The 16,359-nt window shown below is 43.6% G+C and carries 13 protein-coding genes; 5 read left to right on the forward strand and 8 right to left on the reverse strand.

Annotation, left to right across the window (positions count from 1 at the left end; all coding sequences use genetic code 11):
- A partial coding sequence (locus ABW391_RS07985; protein WP_353481323.1) for a ligand-binding sensor domain-containing protein occupies window positions 1-992 on the forward strand: 992 nt, incomplete at its 5' end.
- A 209-nt stretch (window positions 993-1,201) separates the two neighbouring features.
- Here ABW391_RS07985 and ABW391_RS07990 read toward each other — a convergent pair.
- From ABW391_RS07990 to ABW391_RS08000, 3 genes are all read right to left on the reverse strand, one after another.
- Complete coding sequence (locus ABW391_RS07990; protein WP_353481324.1) at window positions 1,202-1,771, reverse strand: DUF1572 domain-containing protein; 570 nt, start codon at window positions 1,769-1,771, stop codon at window positions 1,202-1,204.
- Window positions 1,772-1,910: 139 nt separating this feature from the next.
- A complete protein-coding gene (locus ABW391_RS07995; protein ID WP_353481325.1) occupies window positions 1,911-2,093 on the reverse strand; it encodes a hypothetical protein in 183 nt (60 codons plus the stop codon).
- 246 nt (window positions 2,094-2,339) lie between these two features.
- The gene (locus ABW391_RS08000; protein ID WP_353481326.1) at window positions 2,340-2,735 is read right to left on the reverse strand and encodes a hypothetical protein; all 396 of its coding nucleotides are present in this window, start codon (window positions 2,733-2,735) and stop codon (window positions 2,340-2,342) included.
- Between the two features lie 208 nt (window positions 2,736-2,943).
- On the opposite strand from ABW391_RS08000, the gene ABW391_RS08005 reads away from it, so the two are divergent.
- Window positions 2,944-3,186, forward strand: a complete 243-nt coding sequence (locus ABW391_RS08005) for a DUF8507 family protein (protein WP_353481327.1) — start codon at window positions 2,944-2,946, stop codon at window positions 3,184-3,186.
- Window positions 3,170-3,583, forward strand: coding sequence for a putative toxin-antitoxin system toxin component, PIN family (locus ABW391_RS08010; RefSeq protein ID WP_353481328.1), 414 nt, complete (start codon window positions 3,170-3,172; stop codon window positions 3,581-3,583). Before ABW391_RS08005 ends, ABW391_RS08010 begins: the two co-directional genes overlap by 17 nt.
- 65 nt (window positions 3,584-3,648) lie before the next feature.
- On the opposite strand, the gene ABW391_RS08015 is transcribed toward ABW391_RS08010, so the two are convergent.
- Entirely contained in the window at window positions 3,649-5,331 is a 1,683-nt protein-coding gene (locus ABW391_RS08015; protein WP_353481329.1) for a RagB/SusD family nutrient uptake outer membrane protein, read from the reverse strand.
- Between the two features lie 11 nt (window positions 5,332-5,342).
- Window positions 5,343-8,267, reverse strand: a complete 2,925-nt coding sequence (locus tag ABW391_RS08020) for a SusC/RagA family TonB-linked outer membrane protein (protein ID WP_353481384.1) — start codon at window positions 8,265-8,267, stop codon at window positions 5,343-5,345.
- A 330-nt stretch (window positions 8,268-8,597) separates the two neighbouring features.
- Between ABW391_RS08020 and ABW391_RS08025 the strand changes: the two genes are divergently transcribed.
- Both ABW391_RS08025 and ABW391_RS08030 read left to right on the forward strand, forming a co-directional pair.
- Window positions 8,598-11,240 (forward strand): alkaline phosphatase family protein, encoded by a 2,643-nt coding sequence (locus ABW391_RS08025; protein WP_353481330.1) that lies wholly within the window; start codon window positions 8,598-8,600, stop codon window positions 11,238-11,240.
- 368 nt (window positions 11,241-11,608) lie between these two features.
- Window positions 11,609-12,967 carry a cytochrome-c peroxidase gene (locus tag ABW391_RS08030; protein ID WP_353481331.1) on the forward strand — a complete coding sequence of 453 codons (1,359 nt, stop codon included), beginning with the start codon at window positions 11,609-11,611 and terminating at the stop codon, window positions 12,965-12,967.
- A 92-nt stretch (window positions 12,968-13,059) separates the two neighbouring features.
- Here ABW391_RS08030 and ABW391_RS08035 read toward each other — a convergent pair whose 3' ends face one another.
- The 3 genes from ABW391_RS08035 to ABW391_RS08045 form a co-directional block, all read right to left on the reverse strand.
- Window positions 13,060-13,608: a hypothetical protein gene (locus ABW391_RS08035; RefSeq protein ID WP_353481332.1), complete on the reverse strand. Its 549-nt coding sequence runs from the start codon at window positions 13,606-13,608 to the stop codon at window positions 13,060-13,062.
- Window positions 13,609-13,744: 136 nt separating this feature from the next.
- Complete coding sequence (locus tag ABW391_RS08040) at window positions 13,745-15,997, reverse strand: GEVED domain-containing protein (protein WP_353481333.1); 2,253 nt, start codon at window positions 15,995-15,997, stop codon at window positions 13,745-13,747.
- A gap of 63 nt (window positions 15,998-16,060) precedes the next feature.
- On the reverse strand, window positions 16,061-16,359 hold a 299-nt coding region (locus tag ABW391_RS08045), incomplete at its 5' end, for an MFS transporter (protein ID WP_353481334.1).

Here is a 16,359-nt window from a genome sequence, read left to right on the forward strand (position 1 = left end):
CCAACTTGCCGAAAGAGCGCCCAAGTGAACCCAATCCGCTTTCTTCCTTTCAAAAAAACCTGAGCTTCCCCGTCAGCGATCCGTATTTTGTGGAAAGCACCGCCATCACTGCTGCGCATGGCCCACAAAGCATCACCCGCAATATCCTCCAGGACAAAAAGGGAAACATTTGGTTTGCCACCTGGGAGGGGATCATTTGCTACGATGGGAAGACCTTTACCAATTTCACCAACAAAGCAGGATTGCGGCGTTTCCACGTTTTTTCGATCATGGAAGACCGGAAGGGCAACCTGTGGTTTGGCACCATCAGAGCGGGAGTGTACCGTTACGACGGCAAAACCTTTACCAATTTCACCACCAGCCAAGGTCTGGCCAACAATGCAGTGGTATGCATGCTGGAGGATAAAAGTGGGAAAATCTGGTTTGGGACTATGGACGGCGTAAGTTGCTACAATGGAAAAGCTTTTACCAATTTCACCACCAAAGATGGTCTGGTCAACAATGATGTCAATTCGATCATCCAGGACAAAAGCGGCAAACTGTGGTTTGGTACCCGGGGTAGCGTCTGCTTTTACGATGGCAAGAAATTTACCGCTTTCAACAATCAGGCAGGTCAGCCTTTCAACAACGTTCGGTCAATCATGGAAGACCAACAGGGCAATATCTGGTTTGGTGGTCAGGATGGGCTGTGTCGTTACGATGGAAAATCCTTTACCCAGGTCTCCAAGGATTTTATTGGCTTTCTGTACGCAGATAAAAAAGGAAAGATCTGGATCAGTGCTGGAACGCCAGAGCCTCGCAACATGACCCTGTACCGCTACAATGAGCAGTTGGCGCCACTGCCCTTAGAAAAGGCCATGTTTGAGACAATCGTCAAGGAAAAAGGCCAGGTTTATGGGGTGCTTGAAGACAAGGAGGGCAACATTTGGTTTGGCACGGAGCACGGAGGCTGTCGGTATGATGGGAAAGTGGTGGATTGTTTTGGGGAGTGAAAACTGAAGCAGAGAGAACAATTAGATGTTCCCTTTGCCAATCAGAACCCTTGTACCACCGTTTTTAAATTGGTAAAGGAATTGAATGAATACCTAAAATAACGTGAGTTCTGTAATTTTTGAAATAATTCAATATGAATTGTCACTGATTTATTGCCGATAACACAAAGCGTATTCAATCTATTTGAAAATTTCCGAGCTCACATTGTTTACTTCTTTTTATTTAGATATTCGTCAGTAAAATGTCCTTTTTGTTTAGGTTTTGAAAATTTGTCCGCATTGTAAGCATTTGAGTTCCCTTTTGGAATTGACAATGATGTCCAATTGTTATTTGTTGCCATTTTACCAATAAACACAATTTGTCCAACGTGATAGGGATAATGAGCAAGTTGTCTATTGATTGCTTCTACAATACTATGTCCTTGGTTACGAATGTAAATGTCCTTTTGCAAGTCTTCTGTTGTCAAGCTATTCAATGCGTTGAATAAACATTTCCAACCTTCTTCCCATTTGTTTATTAGTTCTTGTCGTGTTGAAATGTCGTTTTCAAATTCAGCGTCACGATTTCTCCATTCTTTTTCTCCGTCTGTCGTCAAAAAATCAGTCCATCGTGATAGCATATTTCCCCAAATGTGTTTCACGATGGTCGCAATACTATTGCTGTCGTCATTATATTGCCAGAATAACTTTTCGTCTTGAAGTTGCGAAAATGTTTTGTCTCCAAGCATTTTGTAATACTCAAATTGCTTTTTCACACTTTCTAAATAGTCGTTTGTCATAATTTTCTTTGTTAGTTGTGTCGTTCTTTCGCATATCGTACAGTAATCTTTCAACAACTGTCCATCGCTCTGTTTGGTTGTTTTGATTGTTTCTTTAGAATTGATATCCGACAAGGGCTGACTTGACAGGAACGGAATCTCACTCCAAAAACAAATCCTCCAGGGTCAGCACCGTTTCCACCAAGCCTGAACTATTAATATTTCGATTCAAACCATAAGTGGTCAGCAGCGTAAGGCTCAGTCGCTTGCGGGTTTTGGTGGCTTCAGCAAAAGTCCAGAGCTTGCGCCGCAAGGTTTCTGCCTGTTCTTTACATGGTAACAAATTTGGAGTTCAAGCGAAAACGCTCAAAAAAATGGAGTTTTCGCTCCAACTCTAGCCTAATGCTGAGCGAAAAGTGGGTAAAAAATGACACTTTTCGCTCAGAATACCTGAACTATTTGAGCGAAAAGTGGGTATAAACGAAGGCTTTTCGCTCGAAAGGCAGTTCTTACAGACTAGGACTTTTACGAAGTAAGTTGTTATCATAATTGAACATTTGTAAAACAGCCCTATTGAAGTATCAAAACCCTATTCCAAAGTAGCCCGTTTTTCTTTTGAAATCAGCAAACCGCTCCATGCAGCAATAATACCTATTAAAAGGACTGTAAGCCACCCTAAACTGTTTTCATCGCCTCGTAATATCGCTCTGACGTGGATAATTATGACCAATATAGCTGCCACAAAGGAAGCGACAAGGAAGGCATACATTGCCAATGAAAATTTGGCTTTTCGCATTAAAAAAGCAGCTATACCTAAAGCCAAAAGCCCAGTGCCATAACCTCGAGCAACGACTTCAAGAGTACCCGTTATTTCAGTTTTTTGTCCACCAAATGCGTCTACCATCATTTGAGGTGCCAACAAAAGCCCAATACCAAAAGTTAAGTTGGCAATGGATTGATAGATAAAGAAATTTCTTGTTGTCATAATCTTGGGTTTTAAGTGAAAAAATTAATTAAATACTAAAAAATAATGGCATTGCACTTAAAAATACATGAAAAACGCCAAAAAACAAGTCCATATTCGTAAAAAAATTGAATTAGAAGATAAGGATAAGGATCAATCTAAATTTGCGGAGCAGATATACTGTTGACTTTTACCCAAAATCCCTTAAATTTGTAAAAAATGATTTCAAATGACCACTTTTATCAAACAACCATTAAACGCTTTACAATTAGAATTACTGGAGTTGTTCGCAAGGGATGTCTCTAATCAAGATCTCCTGGCCATCAAGCAAATGGTGTCTAACTTTTTTGCCCAAAAAGCAATCGAAGAAGCAGATGCCATTTGGGAAGAAAAAGGCTACACAGATGATACAATGATTGAATGGTTGAACATCCATGAGCGTAAATCCGTTGACAATGCGAGTGGTAATTGATACGAATATTCTCCTTGTATCTATCTCAAGCAAATCAAAATTTCATCCAATATACCAAGCAATTTTAAATGGAAGTGTTGAATTGTGCTTCTCTAATTCCATCCTGGAAGAATATGAAGAAATCATTGCAAAACGATGGAATCCAAATGTTGCTCAAAATGTAATTGCGTCTCTTCTTAAATGTCCACATGTCAACTTTATTGATCCCCGTTTCAAATGGTTATTGATCAGTCGAGATCCTGATGATGATAAATTTGTGGATTGTGCGATTGCAGCTAATGCACTTTATTTAGCTACGAACGATGCTCATTTTAATCAACTGAAAAACGTGGATACCTATCCTCCTTTAAACCTACTCAACGCAGAAGAACTTTTGGCATTAATCAGCTCAACGTAAACCAAAACGGGCTACCCCCATCTCTGAAGGCAGCCCGTCTGCATTTCTATATCAAGTACTAAAAATTAGTAGCTCTGGTTCTGCTTCAAATATCCAGGGATGTTCGAAGCACCATCGATAGCGGTCTGTGGGATTGGGAACAAACGTTTGAACTTGTCAGCGTTGTTCTTTTCTGTCCAAACGCCTTCGTATTTGCCGAAACGGATCATGTCGGTACGGCGCAGCAGCTCCCAGTAGAACTCAAAGCCCCGCTCGCGGAACAACAGGTCCAAATTCATGGAAGTCAACGCGGGAGGAGGCGTAGTCAGGGTGCGAGAAGCTCTAACCGTGTTTACATCCGCCAAGGCCGCTGCGGCGTCGTTGCTTTTGCGCAATTTGGCTTCGGCACGCATCATGTAGATGTCGGCGTAACGCACGATCACGAGATCGGCATCGCCCAGGTTACGACCACTGGCCGATTTTTTGCTGAACTCGTACTTCAACACGCGGTAACCCCTGCTGTAATCGCTACCTGCAACGGTATAGTTGACATCCTCGGTAAAGTTTACTGGCAAAAAAGGTTTGTTACGGGTTCCGTTGTAGAGTTTGCCAATTTTGAACTTACCATCGGCACACTTTACAAACGCGCCATTTACCCGTACCAAGCCATATTGCTGGCCACGCAAGATGCCACGGTCAAAGTTATAAGTATTGCCATCTACACATGAATCGGCAGGAATGATTACGTTTTTGCGGTAAAAACGTGGATCAACCGTTGGTTCAGCAGGGGCATAAGCGTTGACCCAAGTGCGGTAAAAATCAGGCGTAATGGCGGGTCCATCCGTACCGTTGGCCGCTGGGAAAGCAGTCAATGGAAACTGGTCGCCAGACAAGGAGAAGTAAGCCAAACGGTTGTGGCCGTTCAGTTCAGCCCGCTGATCAACAGCAAATACCAATTCTTTGTTGGTGTGGTTGTCGGAATTAAAGATGGAGAAATAATCTCTAGACAATTGGTGTGTACCGGAGCTGATGACCTTATCGCAGTATTCTACCACTTTATCCATGTCCTCTGCCTTGAAATCAAAACTTGCAGCGTATGGATCGCGGTAAACCGCAGCATTGAGGTGCAAACGAGACAAAAGTCCCCAAACTCCTGTTTTGCTCAAGCGACCTGGGCCGACGTTGGCTTCCAGGTTGGGCTCTACAGCTACAAACTCGCTCTTAAGGTGCTCTACGGCTTCATTGCCGCGCAGTACCTTAGAGATTTCGCCCAAATCGTCCTTTACCAGAACCAATCCAAATAGGTCCAAAAGTACCATGTTGTAGTAAGCACGCATACCACGAGCTTCAGCAAGGTAAGTTTTGGCGATTGGATCACCGTTGGTAGGCAGCGCATTCATTGCGGTTACGGCGCGAGAGATACCCGTCACGATGGTCGTCCAGGTATTGCGTACGTTTGGGTCAGCGCTGGTCAATGTGTGGGTGTGCAAGGCAACATAGATGCCATTGTCACCCCAGTCGGTACCTCCACGGTAAGGCAAAATCGCTTCATCGGTAGAAATTTCTTGTAGCGCAAAAAGAGTCGTGTGTGTATACAACGTAGGCAATGGCGCATAAACTGGTGCCAGGTTGCCATCAGCAGCCAATTTGTCCGAAAGTCCGGTTGCCGAAGTTTCATCAAGGATAACCTCGTTGAGGTCGGTACAGCTATTGGAGGTAAAAAAGATACCTACCAACAGTGAAGCGATAAAAATTATATGCTTATTCATTGTTTTTTATTTTAGAAAGTGACATTTAAGCCAAAAATGATTGATTTTGCTTTAGGATAGCTCAAATAGTCGATGCCATAAGAAGAAATCCCGTTGATGCTGCGGTCGTTGTTTACCTCCGGATCGTATCCATCGTACTTGGTGCTCAACCACAGGTTTTGACCCGTAACAGAAAGGTTCAAGCCTTTTACATATTTGTTGATGCCCAATGCCTCTGTGTTGAATTGGTAGTTCAAGGAAAGGTTGTTCAGGCGCAAGAATGCACCATCTTTCAAAAAACGGGTAGATACAGGTGCGGCGTTGTTGATCGATTCGTTCGGGAACAAAGTAGCTTCTCTGGTTGTGTTGATGCCTTTTGACAAACGCAATTTGTAGAAGTTGGTGTTGGCTGTGTTGTCATACAGCTTGTTGCCAGATACGCCGTTGAAATTGGCACGCAGGTCAAAACCTTTGAAAGATAATACGGTATAAAAGTTGTACATCTTCGTGGGTAAAGCGCTACCTGCAGAGATGCGGTCTTTGTCGCTGACTACACCGTCGCCGTCAGTATCGCGGTAGGTACTCAAGCCTTTGTCATCAAAGCCGGTGAATTCTCTCAGGAAGAAAGTACCAATCGGCTGGCCGTTTACATACCCGTTGATGGTGGCAGAAGTCAAACCAGAACCGGAAGCAGAGCCGGAAGGAATTACGGTATAAGGTGAGTTTTCAACGATGTTGTCGATGAACGTGATGTTGCCACCCAATTCAAATTTGAAACCACTTGCTGCACGGTAACGGTAGCTCAAATCAATTTCCAAACCCTTGTTGGTGATGGTCATGTCCTCAACGTTGGTCCAGATAGAAGCCGCTGGCTGAACCGGGTCAGCAGGAATAACTTCCAAAAGGATGTTGTTGGATACTTTGTTGAAGTAATCCACGCTACCGGCCAAAGCACCTTTGAACAGTGCGAAATCCAAACCAAGGTCATACTGGGTAGAAACCTCCCACTGAATATCCGGGTTAGCCAAACGGGTAAAAGTAGTACCCGCAGGGAAAGTACCTGTTTCTGTAAGCGGGTAGCTGGTCCCAGCGGATACCGCAGAAGTAAACAAGGGTTGGGTAATTTTGGAAGGAATTTCCTGGTTGCCCGTTTGTCCCCAACCTGCGCGCAGTTTTAATTCGCTGAAAGGACCACCTTTCATGAAGTTTTCTTCCGCAATTCTCCATCCGGCAGAAACCGATGGGAAAACACCGTATTTGTTGTTTTCACCAAACTTGGAAGAACCGTCAGCACGTACAGTAGCCGTCAACAAGTACTTGTCGCGGAACTGGTAGTTCAAACGACCGTAGAAAGACTGCAATTCGTTGATCAGCGCATAACCACCAGGCCTGTTGGTAACCAAAGTCAATTCCTGGCCCAAACCTGGGTTGTAAATTGGCTCAATCGGAGAAATTGGGAACCTGTTGATGCTGGAAGATCTGCCCTGAATGAAAATCTTCTGGTAAGAATGTCCAGCCAAAACGGTCAATCCGTGTACGTCATTGTTGAAAGTATACGTGATGTAGTTCTCGATCAACTTGTTGCGGTTGATGGTATAGATTGACTCCAAACGGCCATCTTGCTTGGGTACAGCATTGGCTAGCGATTGAAGGTCACGTGTAGAAGTAGCATTGTCAATGCCGAAGTTCAGTTTGTAAACCAAACCCTTCACGATGGTGAATGAAGGCGCGATACTTCCGATCACCCGGTTGATGGTAGTCAAGTCTTTTTCCAGGCCCAAAGTTACCAATGGGTTGGTTCCGCTCTGGTACTTAAAAGGCAAACCGTCGGTACCATAAACTGGATAAGTTGGGTTGGTAGAGATGGCGTTGCCCAACATGCTTCCGATTGGAGGACGCTGGTTGAAGGTATTGGTTACGTTCAGGTTAACGTCCAGATTCAGGCGATCATCAAGGAACTTCTGAGAAACGTTCAAACGACCAGTGTACAAGTTGAGGTTGTTTCCTTTCAGAATACCTTCTTGCTGCTGCAAGCCAAATGAGCCGTAGTAAGTCAGTTTGCCAGCACCGCCACCCAGTGACACGTTATGGTTTCGGGTCATGGCCGTTCTGGTGATTTCTTTCTGCCAATCGGTGTTGGCATTCAGGTCTTCCAATACACCACCTACTTTAGGTACTTCCTGACGGTATTCATCCGCAGTAAAAATGTCGATTGGATTGGTCAGGTTAGAGATACCCAGGCTACCCGAATAGGTCATGCTGGAAAAACCAGCTTTGCCTTTTTTGGTCGTGATCAATACCACACCATTGGCGCCACGAGAACCATAGATCGCTGTAGCAGAAGCATCTTTCAATACGTCGATAGACTGGATGTCTTGTGGATTAAGGAAAGTCAGTGGGTTGGTAGCACCGCCGGTGCTGGAGTTGTCCAATGCCAATCCGTCCAATACAAACAAAGGTGTACTTCCGGTACGTACCCCACCCGGACCTCGGATGGTGATGCTCTGTGAACCACCTGGCTCACCAGTAGCAGAAGTTACGTTTACCCCGGCAACTTTGCCTTGAATCAATTGCTCAGGAGAGTTGATGATCCCTTTGTTGAAATCATCGCTTTTGATGGATTTGGCAGAACCAGTCATGTCTTTCTTGGTCGTGCTGCCGTAGCCCACTACCAATACTTGAGACAATTCGAGTGAGCTTGATTTCAAAGACACATCGATTCTGGTTTGGCTGCCTACCAGTATTTCTTGCTTTTCGTATCCTACGAATTCAAAAACCAGTACTGCGCTTTGGTCGGCCACAGTAAGGGTGTAATTTCCATTTAAATCGGTTGTAGTTCCCTGGCTAGTGCCTTTGATCAGTACTGTACTTCCAATTAGCGGCTCTTGAGTCGTAGCATCGGTGATTTGTCCAGAAACTGTAATTTCAGCAATCTTGCTGAGGTTTGTAAGGGGCATTTTTGCAGATCCAATTGCTTTTGGAGTACTGATCAGAGTGACGATCAGCAGCAAAAAACTCCCAACCAACCTTAGTGAAGGTGTGAGTGTAAAAAGATACTTCATTGAATGAGTAATTGATGAAAAGAATGAAAATTCTCTGCAAATTTATTGGAAACGGAGTAGCTCTTTAGACTCCCGAATCAGAATTAACGGTAAAATAGCAGTAGAGGACTGTATGTGATTTTTGCATTAATTTGCTGTAAATATTGCGTCATTGTACAATCAATTTAACCCATGTTAAAAAAGAATGCCTTATTATTGTACAATTGAACCAAGTACTCGTCCATCATGAAAGCATTTCCATTCCTATTTCTGATCTTCCTCTCTTTGAACGCCGCTGCTCAAACCCTCAAGAAAGATCCGTACCACCACGAATCTGACGAGCGCATGCTGGACGAAAGCACTCCGGGAATCATGCCCTACAATCGCTTGATGAAATCTGCAGGTCAGGTGATCACCTATGGCGATCCACGTTGGGAAAACCATACCCTGGATGTAGCTACAATGCCCAATTTAAAGCATTTGGCGATCCTGGACCGCTATGGCGTTGCCATTTTGGATAGAAGTACAAATAATATCATCGAGCGCTGGACTTTCAATGGGAAAAGCCAGTTTTCAGGGATGATGGGTACTTTTTCCGGCATCAAAAGTTTTGCTTTTCAAAACAAGACCTACCTCGCCTGGACTGCCTCTGGTCGAGAAAATGATAAATCTGGCATGTTGATCGCTGAATGGTTGGACAATAAAGTGCAAAATGTAGAGTATTTGCCCTTCAAACCCAAAGCCCCAGCTCCTGGCGCGCTGCCCAACGAAGTAGAAGTGGCTTTTGAAGGCAACAATTGCTTCCTTTATGTCGTGCTGAATGGCAATAACCAATTGATCAAAATCGATTTTTCTACGCGCCAAACCGTGTGGACTGCAAATACTGGAGTAGCCCCTTTTGGAGTGAAATTTGCCCAAAACAAACTATACGTAAGCAACTGGGCGGGTCCGATTCCTACCGATTCAAAACTCGAAACCGCCGGTGTACCGTATGGCGAAGCCTACATCGATCCGCGCACCGGAGCAACCCTCAAAGGTACACTTAGCGTCATTGATCCGGCTACTGGCCAACAACTCAAAGAAATCGCAGTGGGCTTGCACCCCAACGCCATGGTAATCAGCCCCAATCAGCAAACCCTTTACGTGGCTAATGGCAACGATGATAACGTTTCCGTGATTGACCTATCCAAAGATGTAGAAACCAGAAGGATTCCAGTAGGCCTGTTTCAGGTTGGCGGAGCACTCATCGGGAGCAGCCCAAATGGCCTGACCCTGGACAGTCTTGGTCAAACCCTATACGTATCCAACGGATTGGATCATGCAGTGGCGGTGGTCAAACTTGGTGAAAACCCAAGCGTAATTGGCTACATTCCCACCGAGGCGTATCCATCTGGTTTGGTGTGCAGCAACAACACCTTATATGTATGCAACCTCGAAGCGCGTGGAGCCAGGGTACTCAACAATACACCTGAACAAAAGAAGCGTTTCCTAAAAACAGATGCGGATTTCAAGGGCGCCTATACTGCACACGAACAATTGGCTTCATTGTCTATTATTGCCGTGCCAAGTGCCAAACAGCTCAAAGCTTACACCAAACAAGTCAAAGCTTACAACCTGGACTTTCGCGCGGTAGCTTCCCGCAAGCCTGCCCGCAAAAATGTAGCTCCCCGCCCCGTGCCTGCCCGCATTGGCGAGCCATCTGTATTCAAGCATGTGCTGTACATCATCAAAGAAAACCGTACTTACGATCAGGTTTATGGCGACATGAAACAAGGACGCGGCATGCCCGAATTGTGCATTTTTGGAGATTCCATTACCCCCAATCAGCACAAGCTTGCCCTGGAATATTCTTTGCTCGACAACTACCACGTAGCTGGAAAATCCTCGGCAGAAGGCCACCAATGGACAGATGCTGGCATTGTATCAGATTATGTGGAAAAAAGTGTCCGCGGTTGGTTCCGCAGTTACCCGCACCGCCAATATGATGCGATGGTGTACACCCGCGAAGGATTCATTTGGAACCATGCCCTCGATCATGGCAAAAGTGTACGCATTTACGGCGAAGCCTGCGACATGGAGTTTGACAACAAACTGGATTGGACGGCCATCTACAACAAATACATCAACAAGGAGCACTTCGAATTTGAAAATACCAGTACCATCTCCAGAGTACGACCTATTCTGTCTCAAAATTTCCCTGGCTATGACGATCCACGCATCAATGACCAAATGCGTGCAGATGCTTTCATTAAAGAATTAGCCGATTATGAAAAAATGCCTGGTGATCAACTGCCCCAGTTGATGGTAATGGCCCTGCCCAATGACCATACCGCTGGCAGCAGCCCAGGATTTCCGACAAGTCGGGCTCAGGTAGCCGACAACGACCTCGCCCTTGGTCGCATGCTTGAAGCCCTCAGCAAAAGCCGTTTTTGGGACTCAACCGTGGTTTTCATCACCGAAGACGATTCACAAGGTGGTTGGGATCACATCTCGGCTTACCGAACCGGAGCATTGATTGTAAGCCCCTATTCGCGCCTGGGAACCACCATTCATACCAACTACAACCAGATTTCCATGCTGCGTACCATCGAGCAAATTTTAGGACTCCCCCCGATGACCTCTATTGATGCCACTGCTCGACCTATGTTTGATTGTTTTACGGATACCAAACAAGCAACGCCATACCAAAACCTGCCCAATCGAATTCGGCTGAATGAAATGAACAAGTCATTGTCCATGTTGGAAGGCAAAGCACTCTTTTATGCCCAAAAATCCATTGAACAAATGCAAGAAGGCGTAGACAAAGGGGAGGATGAAATGATGAATCAGATTTTATGGTTTGCCAACAAAGGAGACCTTCCTTATCCAACTTTTGGCAAAAAACGTTAGTCTAAATATCTTTTGTTAATTTAGACTAATTTAAAACAGAGTTTTTTTATTAAAAAAATGATATATGTCATTGTTTTTGCTTCTACTTCAATATATATTTGTAGAAATATCGCACAAGCGACATTTGATTAAATTTTAGAGGCAATTTTTGTGAACATTTTTTCAAGATGAATGTGCAAGTTCTTTTCACATTCGGGCTTTCAGAGGCTACCTATCTACTTACCTACAAACCGATTTATACTGGTTTGAATTTCCGTTTTACCCAATTGCTTTTTACTTGATGTGTTATTGATGCTGTACTTTCAGAATCGACTACATGTAAACTTCGATGTTGGTACTCTAATTTCTCATGATCAAAAAACATTGTAATGAAAAAGCTTTTTACAGCTGCTCTTTTTTTACTCGCTTTGGCATACATCATCTCATGCGAGAATGACAATGCAACCGACATTAATCTGGACACTCCATTGGAGGAAGTGTTGAACCAAAAATCGGTTACGGGTTCGCTTACCGGTTATATCATGCCTGAAAGTACTGAGTATGCAAAACTCCCCAACCAGGATCCCAAAAACCCTGTAACTGCTGAAAAAGTAGAATTGGGCCGATTGTTGTTTTTTGAAACTGGACTAGGTCTTGAAAACAAATACCCAGCTTCCAAATCTGCTTACTCTTGCAGCAGTTGCCACATTCCAAGCAAAGGCTTTACCGCTGGCCGTTTTCAGGGCATCGCAGATGGCGCGATTGGTTTTGGCAAAGCTGGCGAAGGACGCTCTAAAAACCCGCTGTACTTTGGCGACGAAGTAGATGCGCAAGGGGCAAGACCACTGCCAGTTATCAATACTACTTTTATCTCCAACGCACTTTGGGCTGGTTCTTTCGGTTCTTTCAATGTCAACGAAGACACTAAAAGCGTATGGCATCAGGATACCCTGATCGAGGTCAACTTCCAGGATTTGATGGGTTTGGAAGCCAACAACCAACGCGCTTTGGCGGTTCACCGCCAGGTAATCAACAAAACTGTAACCGATGCATTGGGCTACACCGAGATGTTTGACAAAGCATTTCCTGAGATTCCAGTCCAAGAGCGCTACAATCGAAGAACCGGAGCTTTTGCCATCGCTGCTTACTTCCGCACCATCCTTACCAACAAAGCGCCTTTCCAACGCTGGTTGAAAGGAGAAAAAGAGGCGATGACTGATCAGCAGAAACAAGGCGCTTTGGTGTTCTTTGGCAAAGCAGGTTGTGTGAACTGCCACAACAGTCCATCATTGAACGCATTCCCGCACCGTTTCTTTGCCCTGGGTGTCAACAACATGTTCCAAAGCAAATACTCGGTATTCCGTACCGGACCTACCGACCGACGCAATCTTGGCCGAGGCGGCTTTACGTACAAAGAAGAAGACATGCACAAATTCAAAGTGCCACAGTTGTACAACCTAAAAGATGTTGGATTTTATTTCCACGGTGCCAGCAAGACATCTTTGCGTGAAGTAGTTGAGTACTTCAACGCTGGGATTACCGAAAACCTTGATGTTCCTGCTGGTCAAATTTCCAACTTGTTCAAACCACTGAACTTGAACAAACAAGAAGTGGACAACCTGGTAGAATTTTTGGAAAATGGCCTGTTCGATCCAAATCTGGAACGCTTTGCGCCAACCAAAACCAAATCTGGATTCTGCTTCCCGAACAATGATACACAATCAAAATTAGACATGGGCTGCAACTAATAGCCCCAGTGTAACGCTTGTTTTATTAGAGAGAAAGTAAGGGTGTTGCCTGTTGAGGAGCGGGCAACACCTTTATTTTTTTATCCATTCGCTTACAATCGATAAACAACGCCAAGTCGCAAAGGCAATTCATCCAATAAGTCCAAGGAATATACCCATTGATTCCTCTGGCGTTCTGTTAATAATGGACTATCCGATGTTCCATGGACGGCTGAAATGCTTAAACCTAAAACAAGGTTGGCTTCTACATTAAATCTTGAACTTACCCGAATGGTGTAGCGTGGAACATAGCTAAAACTAAAACCATAATACCCTACAAAACGAGCGAATCCACTCATCAAAAGTGGTTCAGAATCGGTTTCGTAAACAAAACAACGCAGCGACCAGCCTCTTTGCCAATAACTTTTGCCTTGATTTTTGGACAATCGCCTTTTGCCAAATTCATAACGAAGGCTGAATTCTTTTTCTTTTAAAATTCGAATTTCATCTTCGCTGCGTTTAAAGCGTAATACACTCAGCTCCAATTCATGGTATTTACGCTCTTTTTTACCCGCCCATTGGATAGCAGGAGAAAAGCCTCCAAACTCAAAAGCGCCATATCCTGCCTGGTAATCAGTCAATGGCGATCGATATTTTTCCAATAAATAGAAATTGCTGTAAAGTTTAATGAAGGTGGTGGTATCCGCTTTTTGTGCATACAGATTCGAATTGGCTACTACACAGATTAGCAGCGCGGCAATTAGTGTTGTGGAATAATTCATTGCTGTGAGGTAAAGGTTATGGTTGTTTAATGATGATTTTTTCGATTGTTGAAGATTCTGCGGTTTTGATTTCTAAAAGGTAAGTCCCGCTCACCAACGTTACCAGCCGAATGGTTTCGTTAATAAAAATTTGGTCTTTAAGTTCCTGACGATATACAATCCTACCCATTAGGTCGCGCAAAGTAAGGGAGACATGCTGCGGTTTTTTAAAAACACTTTCTACCTTAAACACACCTTGATTTGGATTGGGTGAAACCACTACAGGTATATGGGGTAGAGGATATTTGCTTGACACCCTCGTGGAATCATTTAATTGGATTGGGAAAGCATTTAATGTTTTAAAGCTACCTATATCCGACCAATCCAGCGTACTATTTGTACACCAATACCTAAATTGGTACTCGTAAGTGGTATTGGGTTTCAGCTTGCTCAGGGTAATTTCTTTATTCGCATAAGAACTACCCGAAAAGTTACTCCAAAAAACCGTCGTACCTTTTTCTCGCCATTGCCAACTGAATTGGACTCCGTATGGGATATCGGCATAAAGGATTGCTTTGTTAGCTGTAACTCTTTTGCTTGTTACAAACTTGGTTTGAGCAGGCGCACAAATTTTAGGAGAAAAAGCAATTTGTTTGACTTCTGACCACTCGCTTTGTTGTCCGTTTTCACAAACATAACTTACTTGCCACTCATAAGTTACTCCGTATTCAGTGGATGACGGATACCAATCATAAAAGCGTCGATTGGTACTTAATTGAACCCATTGGGTTGTTCCCAATTTTCGGAACCTCCAAAAAAAATGGTTTGCTGCTTCCATTTTGGAAGTCAAAATGATAAAATCGCTGCGAAAGTTAAGATCAATTCCAATGGAAATTTGATTAGAAGAGATTTGTTTGCATTCTCCCCAGGTAAAAAAACTGTTTCTAGACCAATCGCTCCAATTGCCAGCAGAGCATTCTATACTTACTTCAATTTGGTATACCGTTTCAGCTGTTAGACTATCCAGCTCTATTCTGGGGGTCTTAGTTTGAACGATAGGAGACCATGATCTGCTGTTAAGAGAATAGCGCCAGCGATAATTCAAAGCTTTTAGCCCTAGAATTTCCAATCCGGCACGAAATTTTTCTCGAAAGTAGGTATTCAATTTTGTAGCACTAGGTACCGTGCAAGTTGATGTTTTGAATAAAAAACTTTTGGAAAACAGGCTCCAGTTTCCACCACCGCAACTATTGCGTATTTGAACTTCATATTCTGTATTTTGGACTAAACCCGAAATACTAATCTGAGGCGCATTAGTCGAATCAGGTAAAATCCAGGCACCACCTGTCTTTGCTCGATACCGCCAATTGTATCCTGAGTTTTCACCTGCAAAGCTTAAATGAACACGACCACTTTCGATAGTATCCGCGCGAAAATCATTGTATTGAAGGGGCGGACAAGGATTAAAAATGCCTAACAAATAATCTTCAACCTCTAAAATATTGATGCTCCGTTCACAAGCTTTGCCTAATGTTTTTCTCGACATGATGACTCGCATGCGCGTTAGCCCAAATGTGGCTGTTTTCGGAATGGACAATTTCCAAGAATACAATTTATCAGTAGCACCTTCATCTTTAAAGACATATTCTCCTGGATCATCAAAGTCCTTGTCCCGATTGAAATCTATAAAAATAGTGTAATAAACTCGAGTATAAGGGTCTGGATCATAAAACTCAATGGTTTTAACTGGCTTAATGGAAAAAGGCAATTCACTACCAAGCTGGGCAATAAAGATCTGTTTAAAGTGCAGTCCTAACCCTCCATCATTGCCCGAGAAATATTCAAGATCACCAAGACTAAATTGTTCAATGTAACCATCACTTTTTGTGGCATATGCCAGGCAGTATTGTTCATTGCAACCCTGAGTTTTGATGCTTTGCAAAGCGCTCCAACCCGAAAATTGGTTGTTGAAACAATCTTGTCTGAGTTGGAATTCGTAATCGGTACAAGGTTGCAAACCTGCTAAATGTAAAGTGGCTCCTCTTGTGGTTTGGGTTTCCCAAACGTTGCGGCCTTTGATTCGATACCTAAATTGATAATTAGAATTCAGCTCATGAAAACTCAATTTTACTTGACAAGAAGATGCTCCTGGGATGAGCTGGAAAACATCAGGCACACTACAAGTTGTACCGTTCATTAATGCCTTAGCCTTTGTACTGCACCAAGAATAAGGAAGTAACACATAGAATAATCCCAAAAGTAATATGAGGTATTGAGAATATTTTTTCATCTTTAAGAATTTATTTATTTGTTATGGCAAAAATAAAACTCCCCATTTAAATTGTTGTAAAAATCAATTGCTGATTTTCCCAAAGTCTCTTCTCTTTAACCACCCAAACCCCAAAAATCCCACTAAGCAACAACCACTCAATACCCACCACAAAGTGGAAAATCCCCAGCTATTCGCCACATTCATCCCGATATTGGGCGCAATGATGTGCCCAAAAGACCAGGCGCTGGTATACAAGCCCATGTATTGCCCGCGGTTGCTGGGCGAAGACCGTTCTACCACAATGCTATTGGCAAAAGGTATTTGAAAGATTTCGCCAAAAGTGACGGCAATCAGGCAGAGTAAAGCAGCCAAAAATTGGT

The sequence above is a fragment of the Haliscomenobacter sp. genome (assembly GCF_040403615.1).
Taxonomy (GTDB): Bacteria; Bacteroidota; Bacteroidia; order Chitinophagales; family Saprospiraceae; genus Haliscomenobacter.

Coding starts and splice junctions, on each gene's coding strand:
- ABW391_RS08030 (WP_353481331.1), top strand. CDS start 11,609: ATGAAAAAGCTTTTTACAGCTGCTCTTTTTTTACTCGCTTTGGCATAC.
- ABW391_RS08025 (WP_353481330.1), top strand. CDS start 8,598: ATGAAAGCATTTCCATTCCTATTTCTGATCTTCCTCTCTTTGAACGCC.
- ABW391_RS08020 (WP_353481384.1), bottom strand. CDS start 8,267: ATGCCCCTTACAAACCTCAGCAAGATTGCTGAAATTACAGTTTCTGGA.
- ABW391_RS08015 (WP_353481329.1), bottom strand. CDS start 5,331: ATGAATAAGCATATAATTTTTATCGCTTCACTGTTGGTAGGTATCTTT.
- ABW391_RS08005 (WP_353481327.1), top strand. CDS start 2,944: ATGACCACTTTTATCAAACAACCATTAAACGCTTTACAATTAGAATTA.
- ABW391_RS07990 (WP_353481324.1), bottom strand. CDS start 1,771: ATGACAAACGACTATTTAGAAAGTGTGAAAAAGCAATTTGAGTATTAC.
- ABW391_RS08000 (WP_353481326.1), bottom strand. CDS start 2,735: ATGACAACAAGAAATTTCTTTATCTATCAATCCATTGCCAACTTAACT.
- ABW391_RS08040 (WP_353481333.1), bottom strand. CDS start 15,997: ATGAAAAAATATTCTCAATACCTCATATTACTTTTGGGATTATTCTAT.
- ABW391_RS08010 (WP_353481328.1), top strand. CDS start 3,170: ATGCGAGTGGTAATTGATACGAATATTCTCCTTGTATCTATCTCAAGC.